Source organism: Pseudoxanthomonas sp. LARHCG66, from assembly GCF_052871755.1.
Genome location: NZ_JBIXJW010000001.1, coordinates 66,190 through 82,648 on the forward strand (window position 1 = coordinate 66,190; position 16,459 = coordinate 82,648).

The 16,459-nt window shown below is 67.2% G+C and carries 16 protein-coding genes; 2 read left to right on the forward strand and 14 right to left on the reverse strand.

The genetic code is table 11. The annotated features are described in order from the left end of the window. Positions 1–69: 69 nt before the first annotated feature. The 11 genes from ACIPRS_RS00275 to hrcA form a co-directional block, all read right to left on the reverse strand. Positions 70–690 (reverse strand): hypothetical protein, encoded by a 621-nt coding sequence (locus ACIPRS_RS00275; RefSeq protein ID WP_446537127.1) that lies wholly within the window; start codon positions 688–690, stop codon positions 70–72. Further along, positions 690–1,814 carry a glutamine-hydrolyzing carbamoyl-phosphate synthase small subunit gene (gene carA, locus ACIPRS_RS00280; protein WP_446537128.1) on the reverse strand — a complete coding sequence of 375 codons (1,125 nt, stop codon included), beginning with the start codon at positions 1,812–1,814 and terminating at the stop codon, positions 690–692. Before carA ends, ACIPRS_RS00275 begins: the two co-directional genes overlap by 1 nt. Before the next feature lie 226 nt (positions 1,815–2,040). Continuing rightward, positions 2,041–2,760 carry a 4-hydroxy-tetrahydrodipicolinate reductase gene (gene dapB, locus ACIPRS_RS00285; RefSeq protein ID WP_337729820.1) on the reverse strand — a complete coding sequence of 240 codons (720 nt, stop codon included), beginning with the start codon at positions 2,758–2,760 and terminating at the stop codon, positions 2,041–2,043. Between the two features lie 51 nt (positions 2,761–2,811). Further along, entirely contained in the window at positions 2,812–4,086 is a 1,275-nt protein-coding gene (locus tag ACIPRS_RS00290) for an EAL domain-containing protein (protein ID WP_446537129.1), read from the reverse strand. A gap of 192 nt (positions 4,087–4,278) precedes the next feature. Beyond that, on the reverse strand, positions 4,279–4,992 hold the full coding sequence (locus ACIPRS_RS00295; protein ID WP_446537130.1) for an MOSC domain-containing protein: 714 nt from the start codon (positions 4,990–4,992) through the stop codon (positions 4,279–4,281). Then, positions 4,989–6,113 (reverse strand): prephenate dehydrogenase, encoded by a 1,125-nt coding sequence (locus ACIPRS_RS00300; protein WP_446537131.1) that lies wholly within the window; start codon positions 6,111–6,113, stop codon positions 4,989–4,991. The genes ACIPRS_RS00295 and ACIPRS_RS00300 overlap by 4 nt, the downstream gene beginning before the upstream one ends. Before the next feature lie 10 nt (positions 6,114–6,123). Next, complete coding sequence (locus ACIPRS_RS00305) at positions 6,124–8,010, reverse strand: DUF3857 domain-containing transglutaminase family protein (RefSeq protein WP_446537132.1); 1,887 nt, start codon at positions 8,008–8,010, stop codon at positions 6,124–6,126. A gap of 110 nt (positions 8,011–8,120) precedes the next feature. After that, positions 8,121–9,239 carry a molecular chaperone DnaJ gene (gene dnaJ, locus ACIPRS_RS00310; RefSeq protein ID WP_192201123.1) on the reverse strand — a complete coding sequence of 373 codons (1,119 nt, stop codon included), beginning with the start codon at positions 9,237–9,239 and terminating at the stop codon, positions 8,121–8,123. A 128-nt stretch (positions 9,240–9,367) separates the two neighbouring features. Beyond that, the gene (gene dnaK / locus ACIPRS_RS00315) at positions 9,368–11,284 is read right to left on the reverse strand and encodes a molecular chaperone DnaK (RefSeq protein ID WP_446537133.1); all 1,917 of its coding nucleotides are present in this window, start codon (positions 11,282–11,284) and stop codon (positions 9,368–9,370) included. Between the two features lie 104 nt (positions 11,285–11,388). Then, positions 11,389–11,907: a nucleotide exchange factor GrpE gene (grpE, locus tag ACIPRS_RS00320; RefSeq protein ID WP_142125400.1), complete on the reverse strand. Its 519-nt coding sequence runs from the start codon at positions 11,905–11,907 to the stop codon at positions 11,389–11,391. Between the two features lie 42 nt (positions 11,908–11,949). After that, positions 11,950–12,999, reverse strand: coding sequence for a heat-inducible transcriptional repressor HrcA (hrcA, locus tag ACIPRS_RS00325; RefSeq protein ID WP_446537134.1), 1,050 nt, complete (start codon positions 12,997–12,999; stop codon positions 11,950–11,952). Positions 13,000–13,089: 90 nt separating this feature from the next. Here hrcA and recN point away from each other — a divergent pair, with 90 nt between their 5' ends. Further along, positions 13,090–14,757: a DNA repair protein RecN gene (gene recN, locus ACIPRS_RS00330; RefSeq protein ID WP_446537135.1), complete on the forward strand. Its 1,668-nt coding sequence runs from the start codon at positions 13,090–13,092 to the stop codon at positions 14,755–14,757. Between the two features lie 105 nt (positions 14,758–14,862). Here recN and fur read toward each other — a convergent pair whose 3' ends face one another. After that, complete coding sequence (fur, locus tag ACIPRS_RS00335; RefSeq protein ID WP_142125397.1) at positions 14,863–15,267, reverse strand: ferric iron uptake transcriptional regulator; 405 nt, start codon at positions 15,265–15,267, stop codon at positions 14,863–14,865. 102 nt (positions 15,268–15,369) lie between these two features. On the opposite strand from fur, the gene ACIPRS_RS00340 reads away from it, so the two are divergent. Continuing rightward, on the forward strand, positions 15,370–15,762 hold the full coding sequence (locus tag ACIPRS_RS00340; protein WP_192201119.1) for an outer membrane protein assembly factor BamE: 393 nt from the start codon (positions 15,370–15,372) through the stop codon (positions 15,760–15,762). 15 nt (positions 15,763–15,777) lie between these two features. On the opposite strand, the gene ACIPRS_RS00345 is transcribed toward ACIPRS_RS00340, so the two are convergent. Then, the gene (locus ACIPRS_RS00345; protein WP_446537136.1) at positions 15,778–16,026 is read right to left on the reverse strand and encodes an RnfH family protein; all 249 of its coding nucleotides are present in this window, start codon (positions 16,024–16,026) and stop codon (positions 15,778–15,780) included. Between the two features lies 1 nt (position 16,027). Continuing rightward, positions 16,028–16,456, reverse strand: a complete 429-nt coding sequence (locus tag ACIPRS_RS00350) for a type II toxin-antitoxin system RatA family toxin (protein WP_337729831.1) — start codon at positions 16,454–16,456, stop codon at positions 16,028–16,030. Positions 16,457–16,459 lie beyond the last annotated feature (3 nt).

The following is a 16,459-nucleotide window of genomic DNA, read 5'->3' on the forward strand; positions in this document are numbered from 1 at the left end:
CGACAGGGGCGATGGACGGGCCACGCTCCACCTCTTGTCCCGGCGCGCATGGGCGCGCACGGGTGCACATCACATCAGGGCACCTGGCGACACATCGCACGCCTTCATGCCCTGGAACATCATCTTGATGGCCGCCATCTCGCCCACCGACTTGCCGTCGGCCTTGTCGCCGTCGCCGGCGAGCACGTCGCCGAAGCCACTCAGTGCGCGGAAATCGCGGTACTCGGGATCGCGCGCGATGGTGAGCAGTGCCAGCAACTGGTCGGCACTGGCCGTTCGCATCAGGTCGGCGGGATCCAGGTCGGTTTCCGTCTTCGCCGAGGCGATGCCGGCCTGCACGATGCTGCCGAACACCGGCGCCGCCGTGCGGACCAGGCGCAATTCTTCGTCGAACCGGCCCGGATGTGCCTGTGCGTACTCGACCACTTCAGCCCGCTTCACACGGCGGAAGCCGTCGCGGGAAAGTTCGCTGCGCAGGCAGGCCAACTGCACGGGCGTGACGGCATCCGGCTTGTCCTGCACCGGCCAGGCGGGATTCTCACCGGCCGCCTCTTCCATGATGGCGCCGACCGGCAACATGCTGACCAGCAGGTCGGTCATCTCGTCGATCTGCTTTTCACCGGGCGCGGCGGCGGCAGCCGGCAGCGCAAGCGCCATCAGCACAGCGGTGACAGCAAGGCGCACGCGCATCAGCGTGCCTCCATCGAGGCCACGAACCGGTCGAACAAGGGCGATACATCGTGCGGGCCCGGCGATGCCTCCGGATGTCCCTGGAACGAGAAGGCGGGGGCATCCGTCAGTTCGATGCCCTGGTTGGTGCCGTCGAACAGCGAACGATGGATCACGCGCACGTTGGCCGGCAGCGTCGCTTCATCCACCGCGAAGCCGTGGTTCTGCGAGGTGATCATCACGCGACCGCTGTCGAGATCCTGCACCGGGTGATTGGCACCGTGGTGGCCGTGGCCCATCTTCATGGTCTGCGCGCCGGCCGCCAGGGCCAGCAGCTGGTGGCCCAGGCAGATGCCGAACGTCGGCACCTTCTTCGCGATGAGCTCGCGGATGGCGGTGATGGCGTAGTCGCACGGCGCGGGGTCGCCCGGGCCGTTGGACAGGAACACGCCATCCGGCTGCAGCGCGAGCACGTCCGCGGCGCTGGTCTGCGCGGGCACCACGGTCACGTCGCAACCGCGTTCGGCCAGCATGCGCAGGATGTTGTGCTTCACGCCGAAGTCGTACGCCACGACCTTGAACTTCGCCGGCGCCTGCACGAACGCGTTGCGGTCCAGGTCCAACTGGCCGTCGCGCCAGGGATACGGTTTGTCGGTACTGACCACCTTGGCCAGGTCCATGCCTTTCAGGCCGGGGAACTTGCGCGCCGCTTCCAGCGCCATCTCCGCGTTGATGCCCTCGCCCGCCATCAGTGCGCCGTTCTGCGCACCGCGCTCGCGCAGGATGCGCGTCAGCTTGCGGGTGTCTATGCCGGCAATGGCCACGATGCCGCGTGATTGCAGCCACTCCGGCAGAGCCTGCTGGCTGCGCCAGCTGCTGGGGCGGCGCGGCACGTCGCGCACGATGAGACCGGCGCACCAGACCTTGGCGGCTTCGTCGTCCTGGTCGGTGCAGCCTGTATTGCCGATGTGGGGATAGGTCAGGGTGACCAGTTGGCGGGCGTAGGACGGGTCGGTCAGGATTTCCTGATAGCCGGTCATCGCGGTGTTGAACACCACTTCGCCGACCGAAAGGCCGTCGGCGCCTACGGAGTCGCCCTCGAATACGGTGCCGTCTTCGAGTACGAGAATTGCGGGTCGTGTCACGGGGTTCGCCTTGGGGTGGAGGAACCCTGCCCCACCGACTTGCGGCTGCAAGAAACCGCGAACGCGGCATTTATCCGGTCCGTGGCGATGGGTAACAGGCGAGCGGGAATTGTACGGGGATGGCCTGTTCAGCGCCACCGTTTTTTTGCCTGTCCGACGGACAGCGCCCGCCCGCAGCGAGGCGTGTTCATATTCCGGCGTCCATATCGGGACGCCCGGCCAGCCTTCAATCCAGCAGATCCCGCACGTGATAGGCGCCCGGCGGGCGTCCCGACAGCACGCGCGCGACGTGCAGGGCACCACGCGCGAAGACATCGCGATGCGTGGCACGGTGGGTCAGCTCGATGCGCTCGCCGAGCCCGGCGAACTGCACGGTATGTTCACCGACAATGTCGCCGGCCCGCAGGCTGGCGTAGTGCACCTGCGCGCCCGCACTGCCGGCGGCCTGTCCCAGCGTCAATGCGGTGCCGGACGGGGCATCCTTCTTGTGGACATGGTGCGACTCCACGATGTCCACGTCCCACCCCGGCAACGCCGCCGCCACGCGTTCGACCACATCGGCCAGCACCGCCACGCCCAGGCTGAAATTCGTCGCCCACACCAGCGGAATGCGTCCACTGGCCGCGGCCAATGCCTCCTGCTGCACCGGGGATATGCCGGTGGTGCCGGAGACCAGTGCCCGACCACGGTCGGTGCACAGCGCCAGCACCGGGTCGAACCCTTCCGGCAGGCTGAAATCGATCGCCACGTCGAAGTCGGGCACGCCCGCCAGTTCGCTGGCCGCGAAGTGGGGCACGCCATCCACCACCCGCTGCGCAGGCGCGCGCCGCGTCACGGCCGCCACGGTCTGGTACACCGCAGGCTGCTCGGCAGCCAGTCGAAGCAAGGCCTGGCCCATCCGGCCGGAGGCACCGTGGATCAGGAGACGTGTCGGGGAAGTGTCCATGCAGGCATGGTAGCGGGCGCGTGATGCCAACGCGAACCGGGAATGTCCGGATCAGGGAACCTGCGGATAGCCCAGGTGGAATCCCTGTGCGAACGGCACCCCGAGCTCCTTCAGCGTCTGCAGTTGCCGTTCGTTCTCGACGCCTTCGGCGATCAGTTCCGCCTGCGTGCCCTGCGCGAACGTCAGGAGCGCCGCCACGAGCGATTGCACGCGTGGACGCTGGTCGATTTCACGCACCAGCGTGATGTCGAGCTTGATGATGTCCGGCGCCAACCTCAGCACATGGCGCAAGCTGGCGAAACCTGCCCCGGTATCGTCCACGGCGATGCGGACGCCGGCCTGCTGCAGCGCGGACAGGCACTGGCCAAGGCGCGCGTAATCTTCCACGGCGGTGTGTTCGGTGATTTCCAGCACCAGCCGTTGCGGGGCGTGACCGGCGAGCAGGTCGTGGAGTCGTGCGTTGCAGGCGGTTTCGGGCGATACGTTGACGGCGAGGAAGGCGTCATCGGGAAGGGAGGGCAACCGCGCCAGGGCGACCGCTGCGGCGGCCAGCTCCAGTTCCACGCTCAAGCCGCTGCTCGCCGCATCCTCGAACCAGCGGCCTGTCGACAGGTCGTACTCCAGCGGAAACCGCGCAAGCGCCTCGTAGCCCACCACCACGCCGTCGGCGAGCCTGACGATCGGCTGCAGGGCTGCCGTGAGCTGCGCCCCTTCCAGCACCTGCAGCAGTCGCTCCCGGGCGTCCTGCGCATGGCGCCGCTCGCGTTCGCCCTGACCCATGCGGGCATCCAGCGCTGCGCGCATCTGCGCATGTTCGATGGCCTTGTACATGCTCGCGGCCACGAGCGTGCTCAAATGCTCGAGCGTCCTGCAATCCGTGTCCGCGTAGGCGGCGGGCGTGGTCGCCAGGACCTTCAGCACACCCACCACCTGTCCGCGGAAGCTCAGCGGCGCGACCAGCATCGAACGCAACCCCACGCTGCGGCACGCGTCACGATTGACGCGCGGATCCACTTCGCTGTCATCGCATCTCAACACCTGCTGCTCTTCGATGCAGCGGCCGGACAAGCTGCCGGACACCGGCAGGCTGAAGCCGACCTGTCCTTGCGCGATCCCGCTGGCCGACCAGTAGCGCATCACGTCGCCGTCGCGGATTTCCAGCACCGCGCCGGCTGAGCGGGTGAGTTCCTGCGCACGATGGGTGATCGCGTCCACGACCTCCTGCGGTTCGGGACCTGCGGCGGCGATTTCGCTTTGCGCCGCGACGATGCGCTGCAGCAACGCAATATCGTCGGCAGCCGACGATGCCGCTTCGCCGCTTCGCATGTCAGGCCGCACTGACGACAACGACGTCAACCTGTTATCCCGGCTCATCTCCCCACACTCCCTGCGGATGATGAAAGCGATGCCATGCGTGCCGGCACCGGACACACGCGATGCTAGTGGGACGCCACCACCCTGTCGAGTAAACGCATGTATCTGGCGAGACGCCGTACGCATGAAGCGCCGTGCGTTGCTTCATTCGTGCGAAGAAGCGCCCGTCAACCGTTTGCCCCAATCCTCGATGGCGCCCTGCGCAAGGCGGCGTTCGAACAGCGTCCGCCATGACGGTACCAGTGGCAGCACCAGCACCTCGCGCAGCAGGCCGGGCTCTGGCGATCGCCGGTACAGCAGCTCGATCAGGCGCGCGAGTGGCCACGCGGGATGTGGCCGCGCCTCCAGCGTCATGCGGTCACCTGCCTGCACTTCTCCCTCTTCGAGCACGCGGTAGTACCAGCCGGTCCGCCCCGAGTCCTGCACGCGACGGGCCATGTCGGACACGGCGAAACGGTCCGACAGTTTCCAGCACGGCTGCCGGGACTGGGATACCTCCACCAGCGCCGTGCCCAGCCGGAAGCGGTCGCCAAGACAGATCGCGTCCTCGGCCATGCCATGCGTACTGATGTTTTCGCCGAATGCACCGGGAGCATCGAGCAATGGATGCGCCCCGATATCGTCGCGCCATCGGGCGTAGTGGTCCGCAGGGTAGTGATGGATGGCCTTGTCCGGCCCGCCATGCACGCGCAGGTCGCCTTGCTGGTCACCGAGGATGCCCAGCAGGGTGACCCGCTGCCTGCCCTCCAGCGGTGATTTCGCGATCGCGCTGCGACTGCCGGGACGGGTGAACTCGACAGCCTTCCCAGCGAGTACTCCATCGATGGTCAAGGCCCTCATCTCCGTCGGCGCGCTCATGCCAACACCTTCCCCAGGCCCGTGCCGTCGATGTCACCCACCACGCGGGCCAGCGCCATGCGGTCCACGTCCGCATCGAATCCGATGCGGAAATGCACTTCGCCCTCCGGCGTGCGCGATGAATGGATCGATGACAGGCTGACGGCGTGCCGCTCGAACACGTGCAGCAGAGCACGCAGAGAGCCCGGCCTGTCTTCCGGCAGGTGCACGCTGAGCGCCTGCGCGCCGGCGAGATCGGCCAGCAGGTAGCCGATGCGCTCGTAGCTGTAGTTGCCCTCGGCCAGTGTCGTGTCGCCGAAGGCGTCGCGGTTTTCGCGCAGGAATTCTTGGCGGAACGCCGCGCGCGCCATGTCCGTCCCCTCGCCCACCAGCGATGCCATCCGGGTGATCTGCGTGCCCAGCGCCCGCAGTGTTTCGCCGGCATAGGGGTTCCCGAACTGGATGTCTTCGTAGATGGCCGGATTCAACGACAGGATGCGCGCGATGATCGCCGCATCCATCTCGAAGGATGCGGAGCGGAACGGCATCAACGCGGCCAGGTCGCCGACCCGCGCCGACTGCGCGCGCAGGACGCCCGCCTGGGCCAGATGCGAGGCATGCACCATGGCCTGCACCAGCGCCATGACCCGGTCGTGCTGCTCGGGCGTCGCCTGCACGCATTCCGCCTCGATTGCAGCAAGGAGCGACACCACCCAAGGCCGCCATGTGTCGAGGCGCGCCTCGCAGACCACCATCACCCTGCCCTTCAGGGTCGGGGCCTTGGGCGGCGCGGTCATCGGATGCAGGCCGACCACCTCGGCGCGCGAGGCCAGCATCGCCGCTACCGGCACAGCCTTGATCGAGGTGACATCCAGCCACAACCGGCCAGCCTCGCTTCCCCCGGCAAGCGCCGCATACCGGGCGACCAGCGCCCCGGTGTGGCGGATCGGCGCCGAGAAAACCAGGACATCCGCCCGCCGCACGAGTTCGGCCTCGTCCGCCGAGGCGGGATCGGCCGGGTCGTGGCCGATCACCTCCAGACCCATGCGCACGCGGAAGAAATGCTGCAGCCAGCGGCCATAGGCGCCTGCGCTGCCGACGATGCCGATCAGCGGAGGGAGATTGGGCGTCACGCGCTGCACCGATCGGCGCTCACTGCTTCACCGCTCCTTCCTCTGTCAGGTAGACCACCTGCGCGCGCAGGTCGGGCATGATCTTCCGCATGACCTGGGAGAAACCCTCGTTGTACTCGGGCGAGCACACCGGTCCCGGCGTCCGGTCATCCAGTGTGCGCCGGACATACAAGCGGGCGCCTTCCTGGCGGAACGTCGAGGCGTAGCTCAGCGTACCCTCGTGCAGGCTGACGTCCTTCGGCACGGCGATGATCCGCATCAAGGCAGGAAACTCGAACGTGTATTCCTCGTCCGAGTGGTAAGCGCCGCAACTGCTCTCGCCTTCCGGCTGGTCCGGGTCGCCGAGCTGCGAGGCCACCAGCATGGAGACCGGGGTGAAACTGAGGAACCAGGGCTGCACCTGGAAGCCGCCGGTCGTCGGAATCATCCGGTCGACCTCGAAGTCCGCCTCCATGTTGAAGGTCTCCAGCATCGGCACCGGATCGTCGTACGTCACCTTGCCATTCGCGGTCAGGGCGTTCCCCCGGAAGTAGTTGCGGACCAGCTTGTCGGCGTCGCCCGCGCCAAAGTTGCGGAACTGCGACCGCGCCGCGACCGCCATGCGCCCGCTCAGTTCCACCCGCTGCGTGCCCTTGATCGAGCCGTCGGGCTGGATGCGGATGGCCGTGCGCAACTTCTGCCATTCCGAGCCCACCTGCGTCGCCGGCGTCGTGGCGCCGTCGCGATGGCCGTCCACCAGCAGCACCGGCTTGCCAGCAGCGCCGTCCGGCAGGCTGCCGAAGGGTGCCGTGGCCGCGGTGGAGTCCACGTACAGGTCCAGGCTGGGGATGTAGTTGATCACGTGGTTGACGACCGACGCGACCGGGATGTCCGGCAGTGTGTACGTGCCTCCCGCATTGATCAGCGCCTGGGTGCTGTCGATGCCGCGCGCCTTCAGCAGCGCCTGCAGCAGGGTCGCGTGGTCCTTGCAGTCGCCCATGCGGTTGTCGAGGACCACCTCCAGGTCGCGCGGCACCACGGCGCCCAGGCCGATGCAGTTACCCGCATAGGTGATCTTCGTGGAGACCCATTCGTAGAGCTTCTTCGCCGTCTCGCGCGGGTCCTTGCTCTTGCCCGCGATCTCCGCGGCGAGCGTGCGCAAGCGGGGCGTCAGTGCCGCCTTGGCATTGGCCGGGCCACCATAGGCCGCCGCGATGTCGGCGTAACTGGCGAAGGTGGAGAACGCGTAGCCCGGGTAGCGGTCGGCGGTGAAGACCGTATCGCGCAGGCTCTCGCGGTCGACTGGCTGGCGGTTGCTCCATTGCCAGCGCACGATCCGGCGGCCGTCGCGCGTTTGGACCGCGGGCTGGGTCATCTGCCAGTTGCGCCACGTGGCCTGCATCGCCTCCGGCGCATCGATGGTCACCTGCACGTCGCCGTAGTACGCGGCCGGGCTGTAATTGCGGATCACCGAGAAATGGCCCGGAAACATCGGCTGGGTGGCCGTCACCCGGTACGTGAACACCGTGATGTCGCCGACGGCGAGTTCCGGGAACACGACGGTAAGCGTCGTCTGGTCGGAGTAGATGGGCGAATCGCCCTCCCGCCCCGAACTGCTGCTGACCTGGTAGTTGCCCTTGGGCACATCGACGCGGCGGCCATCCGGCTTCAACGTGTAGGCTTCGACCACCTCGGCCTTCTGGATGCTGGTGCTGTAGCTGACCGACGCATCCTTAGCGGCTTCCAGGGCGCTGTCCTTCAGCACCTTGATCGCAGTTTCCTGCTCCTGCACGAAACTGCCATCGGCATTGAGCACGAATCGCGTCGACTCGCGCTCGACCTGCAACGGCCGGTCATCGGCCGCCCATGCGGGCGCCAGCACGACCAGCGCCAATACTCCCCACCACTTCCCCTTGTTCGTATGCACGCGGCCTCCCTTCATCGTGGACCTGAATGAAAACGGCCCCGGGGTCGCCGGGGCCGTCGCAGGATGCCACAAGCTGCTCGCCCGCGCGGGCGGCGGGGTAACGCAGGAAATCAGGAGGTCATGCGGTCCCAGAAGCCCTTGACGCCATCCAGGAACGTGGCCGATTTCGGTGAGTGCTTGCGCGCTTCGTCGCCGCTGAACGTGGCCTCGAATTTCTCCAGCAGTTCCCGCTGTTCGGGGGTCAGGTTGACCGGCGTTTCCACCACCACGCGGCAGTACAGATCGCCCTCGCTGCGGCTGCGCACGGACTTGACGCCCTTGCCGCGCAGGCGGAACAGCTTGCCGGTCTGCGTTTCCGCGGGGATGCGGATCTCCGCCTCGCCATGCAGCGTGGGAACGCGCACGGTGTCGCCCAGCGCCGCCTGCGAAATGCGGATGGGCACTTCGCAGTGCAGGTCATCGCCATCGCGCTGGAAGATGTCGTGTTCGCGCACGCGCACTTCCACGTACAGGTCACCCGGCGGCGTGCCCGGCGGGCCGGCTTCACCTTCGCCGGTCAGGCGGATGCGGTCACCGTTGTCGACGCCGGCCGGAATCTTGACCGACAGGACCTTTTCTTCTTCCACGCGCCCGGCGCCATGGCATTCCGTGCAGGGATTCCGGATGATCTGGCCGCGGCCACCACAGGCTGGACACGCCTGCTGCATGGCGAAGATGCCGCGCTGCATGCGGACGTTGCCGCGTCCACCGCAGGTGCCACAGGTCTCCACCTTGCCATCGGCCGAACCCGAGCCCTTGCACGGCGCGCAGGCGACCAGCGAGGGAATGTCGATGCGCTTCTCGACCCCGGCGACGGCCTCCTCCAGGTCCAGCTCCATCACGTAGCCGACATCCGCGCCGCGCCGCGCCGCGCGGGCACCGCCTCCGCCGAAGATGTTGCCGAAGATGTCGCCGAAAATATCGCCCATGTCGGGGCCACCGGCACCGCCGCCGCCCATGCCGTGCTCGAACGCGGCATGCCCATGGGCGTCGTAGGTGCGGCGCTTGGCGCCGTCCGACAAGACCTCGTAGGCCTCCTTGCACTCCTTGAACGCGGCCTCGGCGGCGGCATCGCCCGGATTGCGGTCCGGGTGGTGCTTCATGGCGCAGCGGCGATAGGCCTTCTTCAGGTCTTCGTCACTGGCGTCGCGGGCCACGCCCAGGACTTCGTAGTAGTCGCGTTTGCTCATGGAGCCGTGATTCGTGAGGGGTTATGGGTGATTCGCAAAAGCAACTGCCTGTTCGATGTCCAGGATCCGCGACGGAAGAAGTGGAGCTTGCGCTCCACCTTTCCGAATCACGAATCCCGAATCACTCATCACGGCTTCTTGTCCTCCTTCACCTCGGTGAATTCCGCATCGACCACGTCGTCCGCGGGGTTGCCCTGGCCCGCATCGGCGGTGCCCGGCTGCTCCGACGCGGCGGCCGCATACAGCGACTGGGCGGCTTCCTCCAACGCCTTGGACTTCGCTTCGATCTGCGCCTTGTCGTCGCCCTTCATCGCCGTGTCGAGGTCGGCGATCGCGGCTTCGACACGGCCGATCACGTCGCCCGGCACCTTGCTGCCGTGTTCGGTGATGGCGCTGCGGGTGGCGTGCAGCAGGCCGTCGGCCTGGTTACGCGTCTGCACCAGTTCCTGGAACTTCTTGTCTTCCTCGCGATGCGCCTCCGCATCGGCCACCATGCGCGCGATCTCGTCCTCGGACAGACCCGAGCCGGCCTTGATCTCGACCTTCTGTTCCTTGTTGGTCTTCTTGTCCTTGGCCGACACGTGCAGGATGCCGTTGGCGTCGATATCGAACGACACCTCCACCTGCGGCATGCCGCGCGGCGCCGGCTCGATGCCGGACAGGTCGAACTTGGCCAGCGACTTGTTGAAGCGGGCCTGCTCGCGCTCACCCTGCAGCACGTGCACCGTCACCGCGGACTGGTTGTCCTCGGCGGTGGAGAAGGTCTGCGAGGCCTTGGTCGGGATGGTGGTGTTCTTCTCGATGATCTTGGTGAACACGCCGCCCAGCGTCTCGATGCCCAGCGACAGCGGAGTCACGTCGAGCAGCAGCACGTCCTTGACGTCGCCGGCCAGCACGCCGCCCTGGATCGCGGCACCCAGCGCCACGGCCTCATCGGGGTTGACGTCCTTGCGGGGCTCCTTGCCGAAGAACTCGGCCACCGCCTGCTGCACCTTCGGCATGCGGGTCTGGCCGCCGACGAGGATGACCTCGCCGATGTCGCTGGCGCGCAGGCCGGCATCGTTCAGCGCGATGCGGCACGGCTCGATCGTCTTCTTCACCAGGTCTTCCACCAGCGCTTCCAGCTTGGCGCGGGTCAGCTTGATGTTGAGGTGCTTCGGGCCCGAGGCGTCGGCGGTGACGTACGGCAGGTTCACTTCGGTCTGCTGCGAGCTGGATAGTTCGATCTTGGCGCGCTCTGCGGCGTCCTTCAGGCGTTGCAGGGCCAGCGGATCCTTGCGCAGGTCGATGCCCTGGTCCTTCTGGAACTCCTCGACGAGGTAGTCGATGACGCGCTTGTCGAAGTCTTCGCCACCCAGGAAGGTGTCGCCGTTGGTCGCCAGCACTTCGAACTGCTTCTCGCCGTCGACGTTGGCGATCTCGATGATGGACACGTCGAACGTGCCGCCGCCCAGGTCATAGACGACGATCTTGCGGTCGGCGCCGCCGTCGCCCTTGTCCAGGCCGTAGGCCAGCGCGGCCGCGGTCGGTTCGTTGATGATGCGCTTGACGTCCAGGCCGGCGATCTTGCCGGCGTCCTTGGTGGCCTGGCGCTGGCTGTCGTTGAAGTAGGCCGGCACGGTGATGACGGCTTCGGTGACGGTCTCGCCCAGGAAGGCTTCGGCCGTCTTCTTCATCTTCTCCAGGATGCGCGCGGAGATTTCCTGCGCCGACAGCTTCTTGCCGTCGGAAGTCTGTACCCACGCGTCGCCGTTTTCATGCGGGATGATGGCGTACGGGACCAGGTCCAGGTCCTTCTTCACTTCCGCGTCGGTGAACTTGCGGCCGATCAGGCGCTTCACCGCGTAGAAGGTGTTCTTCGGGTTGGTGACCGCCTGGCGCTTGGCCGACGCGCCCACCAGCACTTCGCCGTCCTTGGTGTAGGCGACGATGGAGGGCGTGGTGCGGTCGCCTTCCGAGTTTTCGATGACGCGGGCCTTGCCGCCGTCCATGATCGCCACGCACGAGTTGGTCGTGCCGAGGTCGATGCCGATGATCTTGCCCATGGTGAATGCTCCCTAGCAAATTCTGTCTGGATCCGGCCGGTGGCCGGGTGGATGGTCTCGATATAAGGGTGCGATGACGCCGTTCAAGCGCCCCGCGAAGGCGTTCAGTCGTGTTTTGCAACGACGACCAGGGCCGGGCGCAGCAGGCGGCCATTGAGTACGTAGCCCTTCTGGAACACCTGCACCACGCTGCCGGGGTCCGCGCCGGGGGCATCGGCCTGGCTGATGGCCTGGTGATGCTCGGGATTGAAGGCTTCGCCGGCAGGGTCGAGCAGGGTCAGGCCATTGTCGCCGGCCACTTTCAGCAACTGCTTGTACGTCAGCTCGAGCCCGTCGCGCAGCGGACTGGGCTCATTGCCCGCCGCTGCCAGCCCGGCGTCCAGGCTGTCGAATACCGGCAGCAGGTCGCCCAGCAGGCGTTCGTTGGCGAACTTGCGCGCCTGCTCGATATCGCGCGCCACGCGCTTGCGCTGGTTGTCCAGGTCGGCGCGCTCGAGCAGCGACGCCGCGCGCAGCTGGTCCACTTCGTTGCGGAGGGTTTCCAGTTCGGCGATCAGCGCGCCTTCGACGTCCTGCGGCTCGTTGCCGCCGCCCAGGTCGGAATCGTGTTCGTGTTGGTTCATTTCGGGTCCCATCGCGGCAAGTCCGGCCGCCCAAGCACCAACCTATGGGGCCGGCGTTTCCGGATTCAAGGCCGCACCGAGTACATCCGCCGCCGCCTGCACCACCGGAATGACCCGGTCATACGCCATCCGGGTAGGCCCGATGACGCCCAGCACGCCCAGCACCTGCCCGCCCGCCATGTAGGGGGCGGTCACCACCGAGACGCCGTCGTGCGGCGCCAGGCCGGTGTCCTCGCCGATGAAGATGCGTACGCCCGGCGCTCGGATCGTGCGCTCCAGCAACTGCAGGATCTCGCGCTTGCGGGCGAATGCCTCGAACAGGTCGCGCAGCCGTTCCAGATCGGACAGTTCCTGCACGCCCATCAGGCGGGTCTGTCCTGCCAGCACCACGTCGTCGTTGGGCGGCGTCAGGGCCTGCTCCGCCAGTTCGATGGATTCGGCCAGCAACCCCTCCATCTCGGTCTGCGCCCTGCGCAGGTCATGCAGCAGGTTCGCGCGGATCTCGGACAGGGGCCGGCCGGCGAACTGGGTGTTCAGGTAGTTGGCGATGCGCTCGAGTTCGGACCGGTCGTAGGCCCGGCGCGTTTCGATGACGCGGTTCTGCACGTCGTTGTCGGCGAATACCAGGATGGCCATCACCCGCTGGCCATCCAGCGGCACGAAGTCGATGTAGCGGAACGCGAACTGCTCGCGCCGCGGCACGCTGACCACGCCGACGAAGTGGGTCATCGCCGACAGCAGCTCGGAGGCGTTGCCGAGCAGCGCCTGGGTCCCGGCGCCGGCCGGCAGCTCCGAACGCAGCCGGGCCACTTCGCCCTCTCCCAGCGACTTCACCTGTACCAGGCTGTCCACGAACACCCGGTAGCCCTGTGCCGTGGGGATGCGCCCGGCGGAGGTGTGCGGCGAACTGAGCAGCCCGACCTCCTCGAGTTCCGAGAGGATGTTGCGGATCGTCGCCGAACTGACTTCCAGTCCGGCGTGCCGGGCCAGCGTCTGCGACCCCACCGGCTCGCCGTCGCGGATATAGCGCGAGATCAGCGTGCGCAGCAGTTGGCGGGCGCGCGGATCCAGCGGGGGCGACGGTGAGTTCATGCCCGTTAGATAACGTCGCGCCTGCGGCTTTGCAAGCCGGGCGCTCCCCGCGTCTCAGAACCTGAGCCGGCACCGCTTACAATCCGCCGCATGCTCAGACACCTCGCCATCAAGGATTTCGCCGTCGTCCGCGCCGCCGAGCTGGAGTTCGGCGATGGCATGACCGTCATTTCAGGAGAAACCGGCGCCGGCAAATCGCTGCTGGTGGACGCGCTGGGCTTCCTGTCGGGCCTGCGGGCCGACAGCGGGGTGGTCCGGCATGGCGCGGAGCGCGCCGAGCTGTCCGCCGAGTTCCTGGCTTCGGCGGGCTCTCCGGCGCACACCTGGCTCGCGGACAACGAGCTCGACGACGATGGACAGTGCCAGTTGCGCCGGGTGATCCGTGCCGACGGCGGCTCGCGCGCCTGGATCAATGGCCGCAGCGTGACGCTGTCGCAGCTTTCCGATCTCGCGGCCCGCCTGGTGGAAATCCATGGCCAGCATGAACACCAGGCCCTGCTCGCCCGCCAGAGCCAGTTGGCACTGCTGGATGCCTTCGCCCGCAACGGCGACGAGCGCAGCGCCGTGCGCGACGCGGCGCTTCGCTGGAGCGCCCTCCTGCGCGAACGCGAACAGTTGTCCGGCCAGGGCGATGTCTCGGACCGGATCAATTACCTGGAGCACCAGTTGGCCGAGTTGCAGCGCGAAGACCTGTCGCCGGCCGCGCTGGAGGCCCTGGTGGCCAGCCATCGCCGCCAGGCCCACGCCACCGGCCTGATCCAGGCCTGTGACGCGGCGCTGGGTCAACTGGCCGGTGACGACGCCCCCTCGTTGACGCGCCATCTGCAGCAGGTGCGCGCCGACCTCGCCCGCCAGGCCGAACACGAGCCGCGCCTGCGCGATGTGGATGCGCTGCTGGACGGCGCGGCGATCCAGGTCGAGGAAGCCCTGTCGCTGCTCGGCCAGGTCCGGGACGACCTGGACGGCGAACCCCTGCAGTTCGATGCGCTGGAGCGCAAGCTCGCCCGCGTGCACGACCTCGCGCGCAAGCACCGGGTGCCGCTGGAAGGCCTGCAGGAGCAGCACGACCGGCTGGCGGCCGAGCTGGAATCACTGCGTGGTGCGGGCGAGCGCCTGCTCCAGCTCAACAGCGAGATCGACGCGGCCAAGGGACACTGGCGCGATGCCGCCGCCGCACTGACCCGCACGCGCCAGCGCGCCGCCAAAGCACTGGGCGACACCACCACCGCACTCATCGCCGAGCTGGGCATGGGCGGTGGCCGCTTCGGGATCGAGCTGGAGCCTCAGGACGGCGAACGCCCGGATCCGACCGGCGCCGAACGCATCGAATTCCTGGTCTCCGCCAACGCCGGCCAGCCGCCCCGCCCGCTGCGCAAGGTCGCCTCCGGCGGCGAACTCGCGCGCATTTCGCTGGCGATCGAAGTAGCCGCGCTTGGCCTGGATGCGGTTCCCACCATGATCTTCGACGAAGTCGATGCCGGCATCGGCGGCGCGGTCGCCGAGATCGTCGGCCAGAAACTGCGCGCACTCGGTGCCCAGCGACAGGTGCTGTGCGTCACCCATCTGCCCCAGGTGGCCGCGCAAGGCCACGCGCACTACCGCGTCAGCAAAGCGCCGGTGGAGGGCATGACCCAGAGCGCGGTCGAGAAGCTGGGCGCGAAGCAGCGCGAGGAAGAACTCGCCCGGATGCTGGGCGGCGTGGAGGTCAGCAAGGAAGCCCATGCCGCGGCCAAGCGGCTGCTCGCCAACGCGGTCTGATCCACCCTTGTTGTTTACTTGCGGGAGCGACGCAAGTCGCGAAGTGGGGTCGATGAAGCCTCGTCGCGACTTGCGTCGCTCCCACAGCCCGGGATTTCCGGGCTATCAGCGCTTCTTGCGCACGTACAGCACCAGCGAGTGCTCTTCCAGCTCGTAGCCGTGCTTGGCGGCGATCTCGCGCTGCAGTTTTTCGATCTCGGTGCTTTCGAACTCGATGATCTTGCCCGTGTCCACGTCCACCATATGGTCGTGGTGGCCGCCGCGGTCGAGTTCGTAGACGGCCTGGCCGCCCTCGAAGTTGTGCTTCAGCACCAGACCTGCCGCCTCGAACTGGGTCAGCACGCGGTACACCGTGGCCAAGCCGATCTCGTCGCCGTGGTCCAGCAGCTGACGGTAGATGTCTTCCGCGCTCAGGTGGTGCTGGGAGTTCTTCTGCTCCAGCAACTCCAGGATGCGCATGCGCGGGTGGGTGACCTTGAGGCCGACTTTGCGAAGGTCCTGCGATTCCATGGCGTCTCCGTTCACTCTCGGTTTAGCGCCAGCTGCCTGAAGCTCGGTTGCGGCGGTGCGCGGGAGTGTATCATCGGCCCGGTTTCCTACCGTACCTGCCCCATGCGCAAATTCCTGCTGGTCGCCGTCCTCGCTTCCGCCACTGCCGGCTGCGGCATTCTCTACAAGCAGCCGATCTACCAGGGCAACCTGCTCGAGAAGACGGCCGTTGACCAGTTGCAGGTGGGCCAGAGCAAGCAGCAGGTGCAGTCGCTGCTCGGCAGCCCGTCGATCGCCGATCCGTTCCATGCCAACCGCTGGGACTACACCGCCAGCAACCGCACCAATCGCCGTGGCACGACCGAGATCAAGAATCTCACCCTCGTGTTCAACGGCGATGTGCTGGCCAGTTGGGAAGGCGAATACTTCCCCGAAGCCGACCTCCAGCTGTCGCGCGACGTGCGCAAGTTCGGCCCCAACCTGGCCAAGGAAAAGAAGAAGGGCGGCCGCCGCTGAGGCGGGGCTGACCTGCTATCTGCGCGCCCGTCGACGGCGCGCGTCCTTCGGATCGATCAACAGCGGCCGCAGCACTTCCACGCGGTCGTCCTCGTTCAACACCGTTCCTGCCGTCGCGTTCACGCCGTGAATCGCGATCGCCGCCGATTGCACGTCGTCGAAACCGCTCGCAACCAGCGCATCGGCCACCGTAGCGCCGGGCGGCAAATCCAGTTGCACCGTCTCGAACCGGTGCGGCCAGGCGCGAATCACCTCCACGCGCATCTCATTCCCCGCGGTCGGCGGCGCGCACGAAGTCGTCCACCATGCGATCCGCCAGCGTCTGGAAGCCGATCGCCATCGCCGGCGCCAGCAGGCGGCTGGAAGGCTCGAATTCCAGCGTCAGCGTGACCTTGCAGGCCGACTCATCCAGCGCATGGAAATCCCAGCGCCCATGCAGCTTGCGGAATGGCCCATCGACCAGGTTCATGTCGATGCGGTGCGGACGGTCCAGCGTGTTCTCGGTGGTGAACCATGTGCTCAGTGAGCCCAGCCCCAGGTCCAGCCGGGCCACCAGGCGGCTTTCGTCCTGCTCGATGATCCGGGCGGCGCTGCACCAGTCGAACCGGCGGGGATAGGCCGCCACGTCATTGACCAGGTCGAACATCCGGGTGGCCGAGTGTTCGACCAGGGCGCTGCGGCGAATCGTGTGCATGTG

What these genes read in the sequence shown, in the direction of transcription:
- fur (WP_142125397.1), bottom strand. Translation starts at nt 15,267, where the DNA reads ATGGAATCGCAGGACCTTCGCAAAGTCGGCCTCAAGGTCACCCACCCG.
- ACIPRS_RS00290 (WP_446537129.1), bottom strand. Translation starts at nt 4,086, where the DNA reads ATGCGAAGCGGCGAAGCGGCATCGTCGGCTGCCGACGATATTGCGTTG.
- ACIPRS_RS00345 (WP_446537136.1), bottom strand. Translation starts at nt 16,026, where the DNA reads ATGCGCGTGGAGGTGATTCGCGCCTGGCCGCACCGGTTCGAGACGGTG.
- recN (WP_446537135.1), top strand. Translation starts at nt 13,090, where the DNA reads ATGCTCAGACACCTCGCCATCAAGGATTTCGCCGTCGTCCGCGCCGCC.
- ACIPRS_RS00340 (WP_192201119.1), top strand. Translation starts at nt 15,370, where the DNA reads ATGCGCAAATTCCTGCTGGTCGCCGTCCTCGCTTCCGCCACTGCCGGC.
- ACIPRS_RS00350 (WP_337729831.1), bottom strand. Translation starts at nt 16,456, where the DNA reads ATGCACACGATTCGCCGCAGCGCCCTGGTCGAACACTCGGCCACCCGG.
- dnaK (WP_446537133.1), bottom strand. Translation starts at nt 11,284, where the DNA reads ATGGGCAAGATCATCGGCATCGACCTCGGCACGACCAACTCGTGCGTG.
- grpE (WP_142125400.1), bottom strand. Translation starts at nt 11,907, where the DNA reads ATGAACCAACACGAACACGATTCCGACCTGGGCGGCGGCAACGAGCCG.
- hrcA (WP_446537134.1), bottom strand. Translation starts at nt 12,999, where the DNA reads ATGAACTCACCGTCGCCCCCGCTGGATCCGCGCGCCCGCCAACTGCTG.
- ACIPRS_RS00295 (WP_446537130.1), bottom strand. Translation starts at nt 4,992, where the DNA reads ATGAGCGCGCCGACGGAGATGAGGGCCTTGACCATCGATGGAGTACTC.
- ACIPRS_RS00275 (WP_446537127.1), bottom strand. Translation starts at nt 690, where the DNA reads ATGCGCGTGCGCCTTGCTGTCACCGCTGTGCTGATGGCGCTTGCGCTG.
- dapB (WP_337729820.1), bottom strand. Translation starts at nt 2,760, where the DNA reads ATGGACACTTCCCCGACACGTCTCCTGATCCACGGTGCCTCCGGCCGG.
- dnaJ (WP_192201123.1), bottom strand. Translation starts at nt 9,239, where the DNA reads ATGAGCAAACGCGACTACTACGAAGTCCTGGGCGTGGCCCGCGACGCC.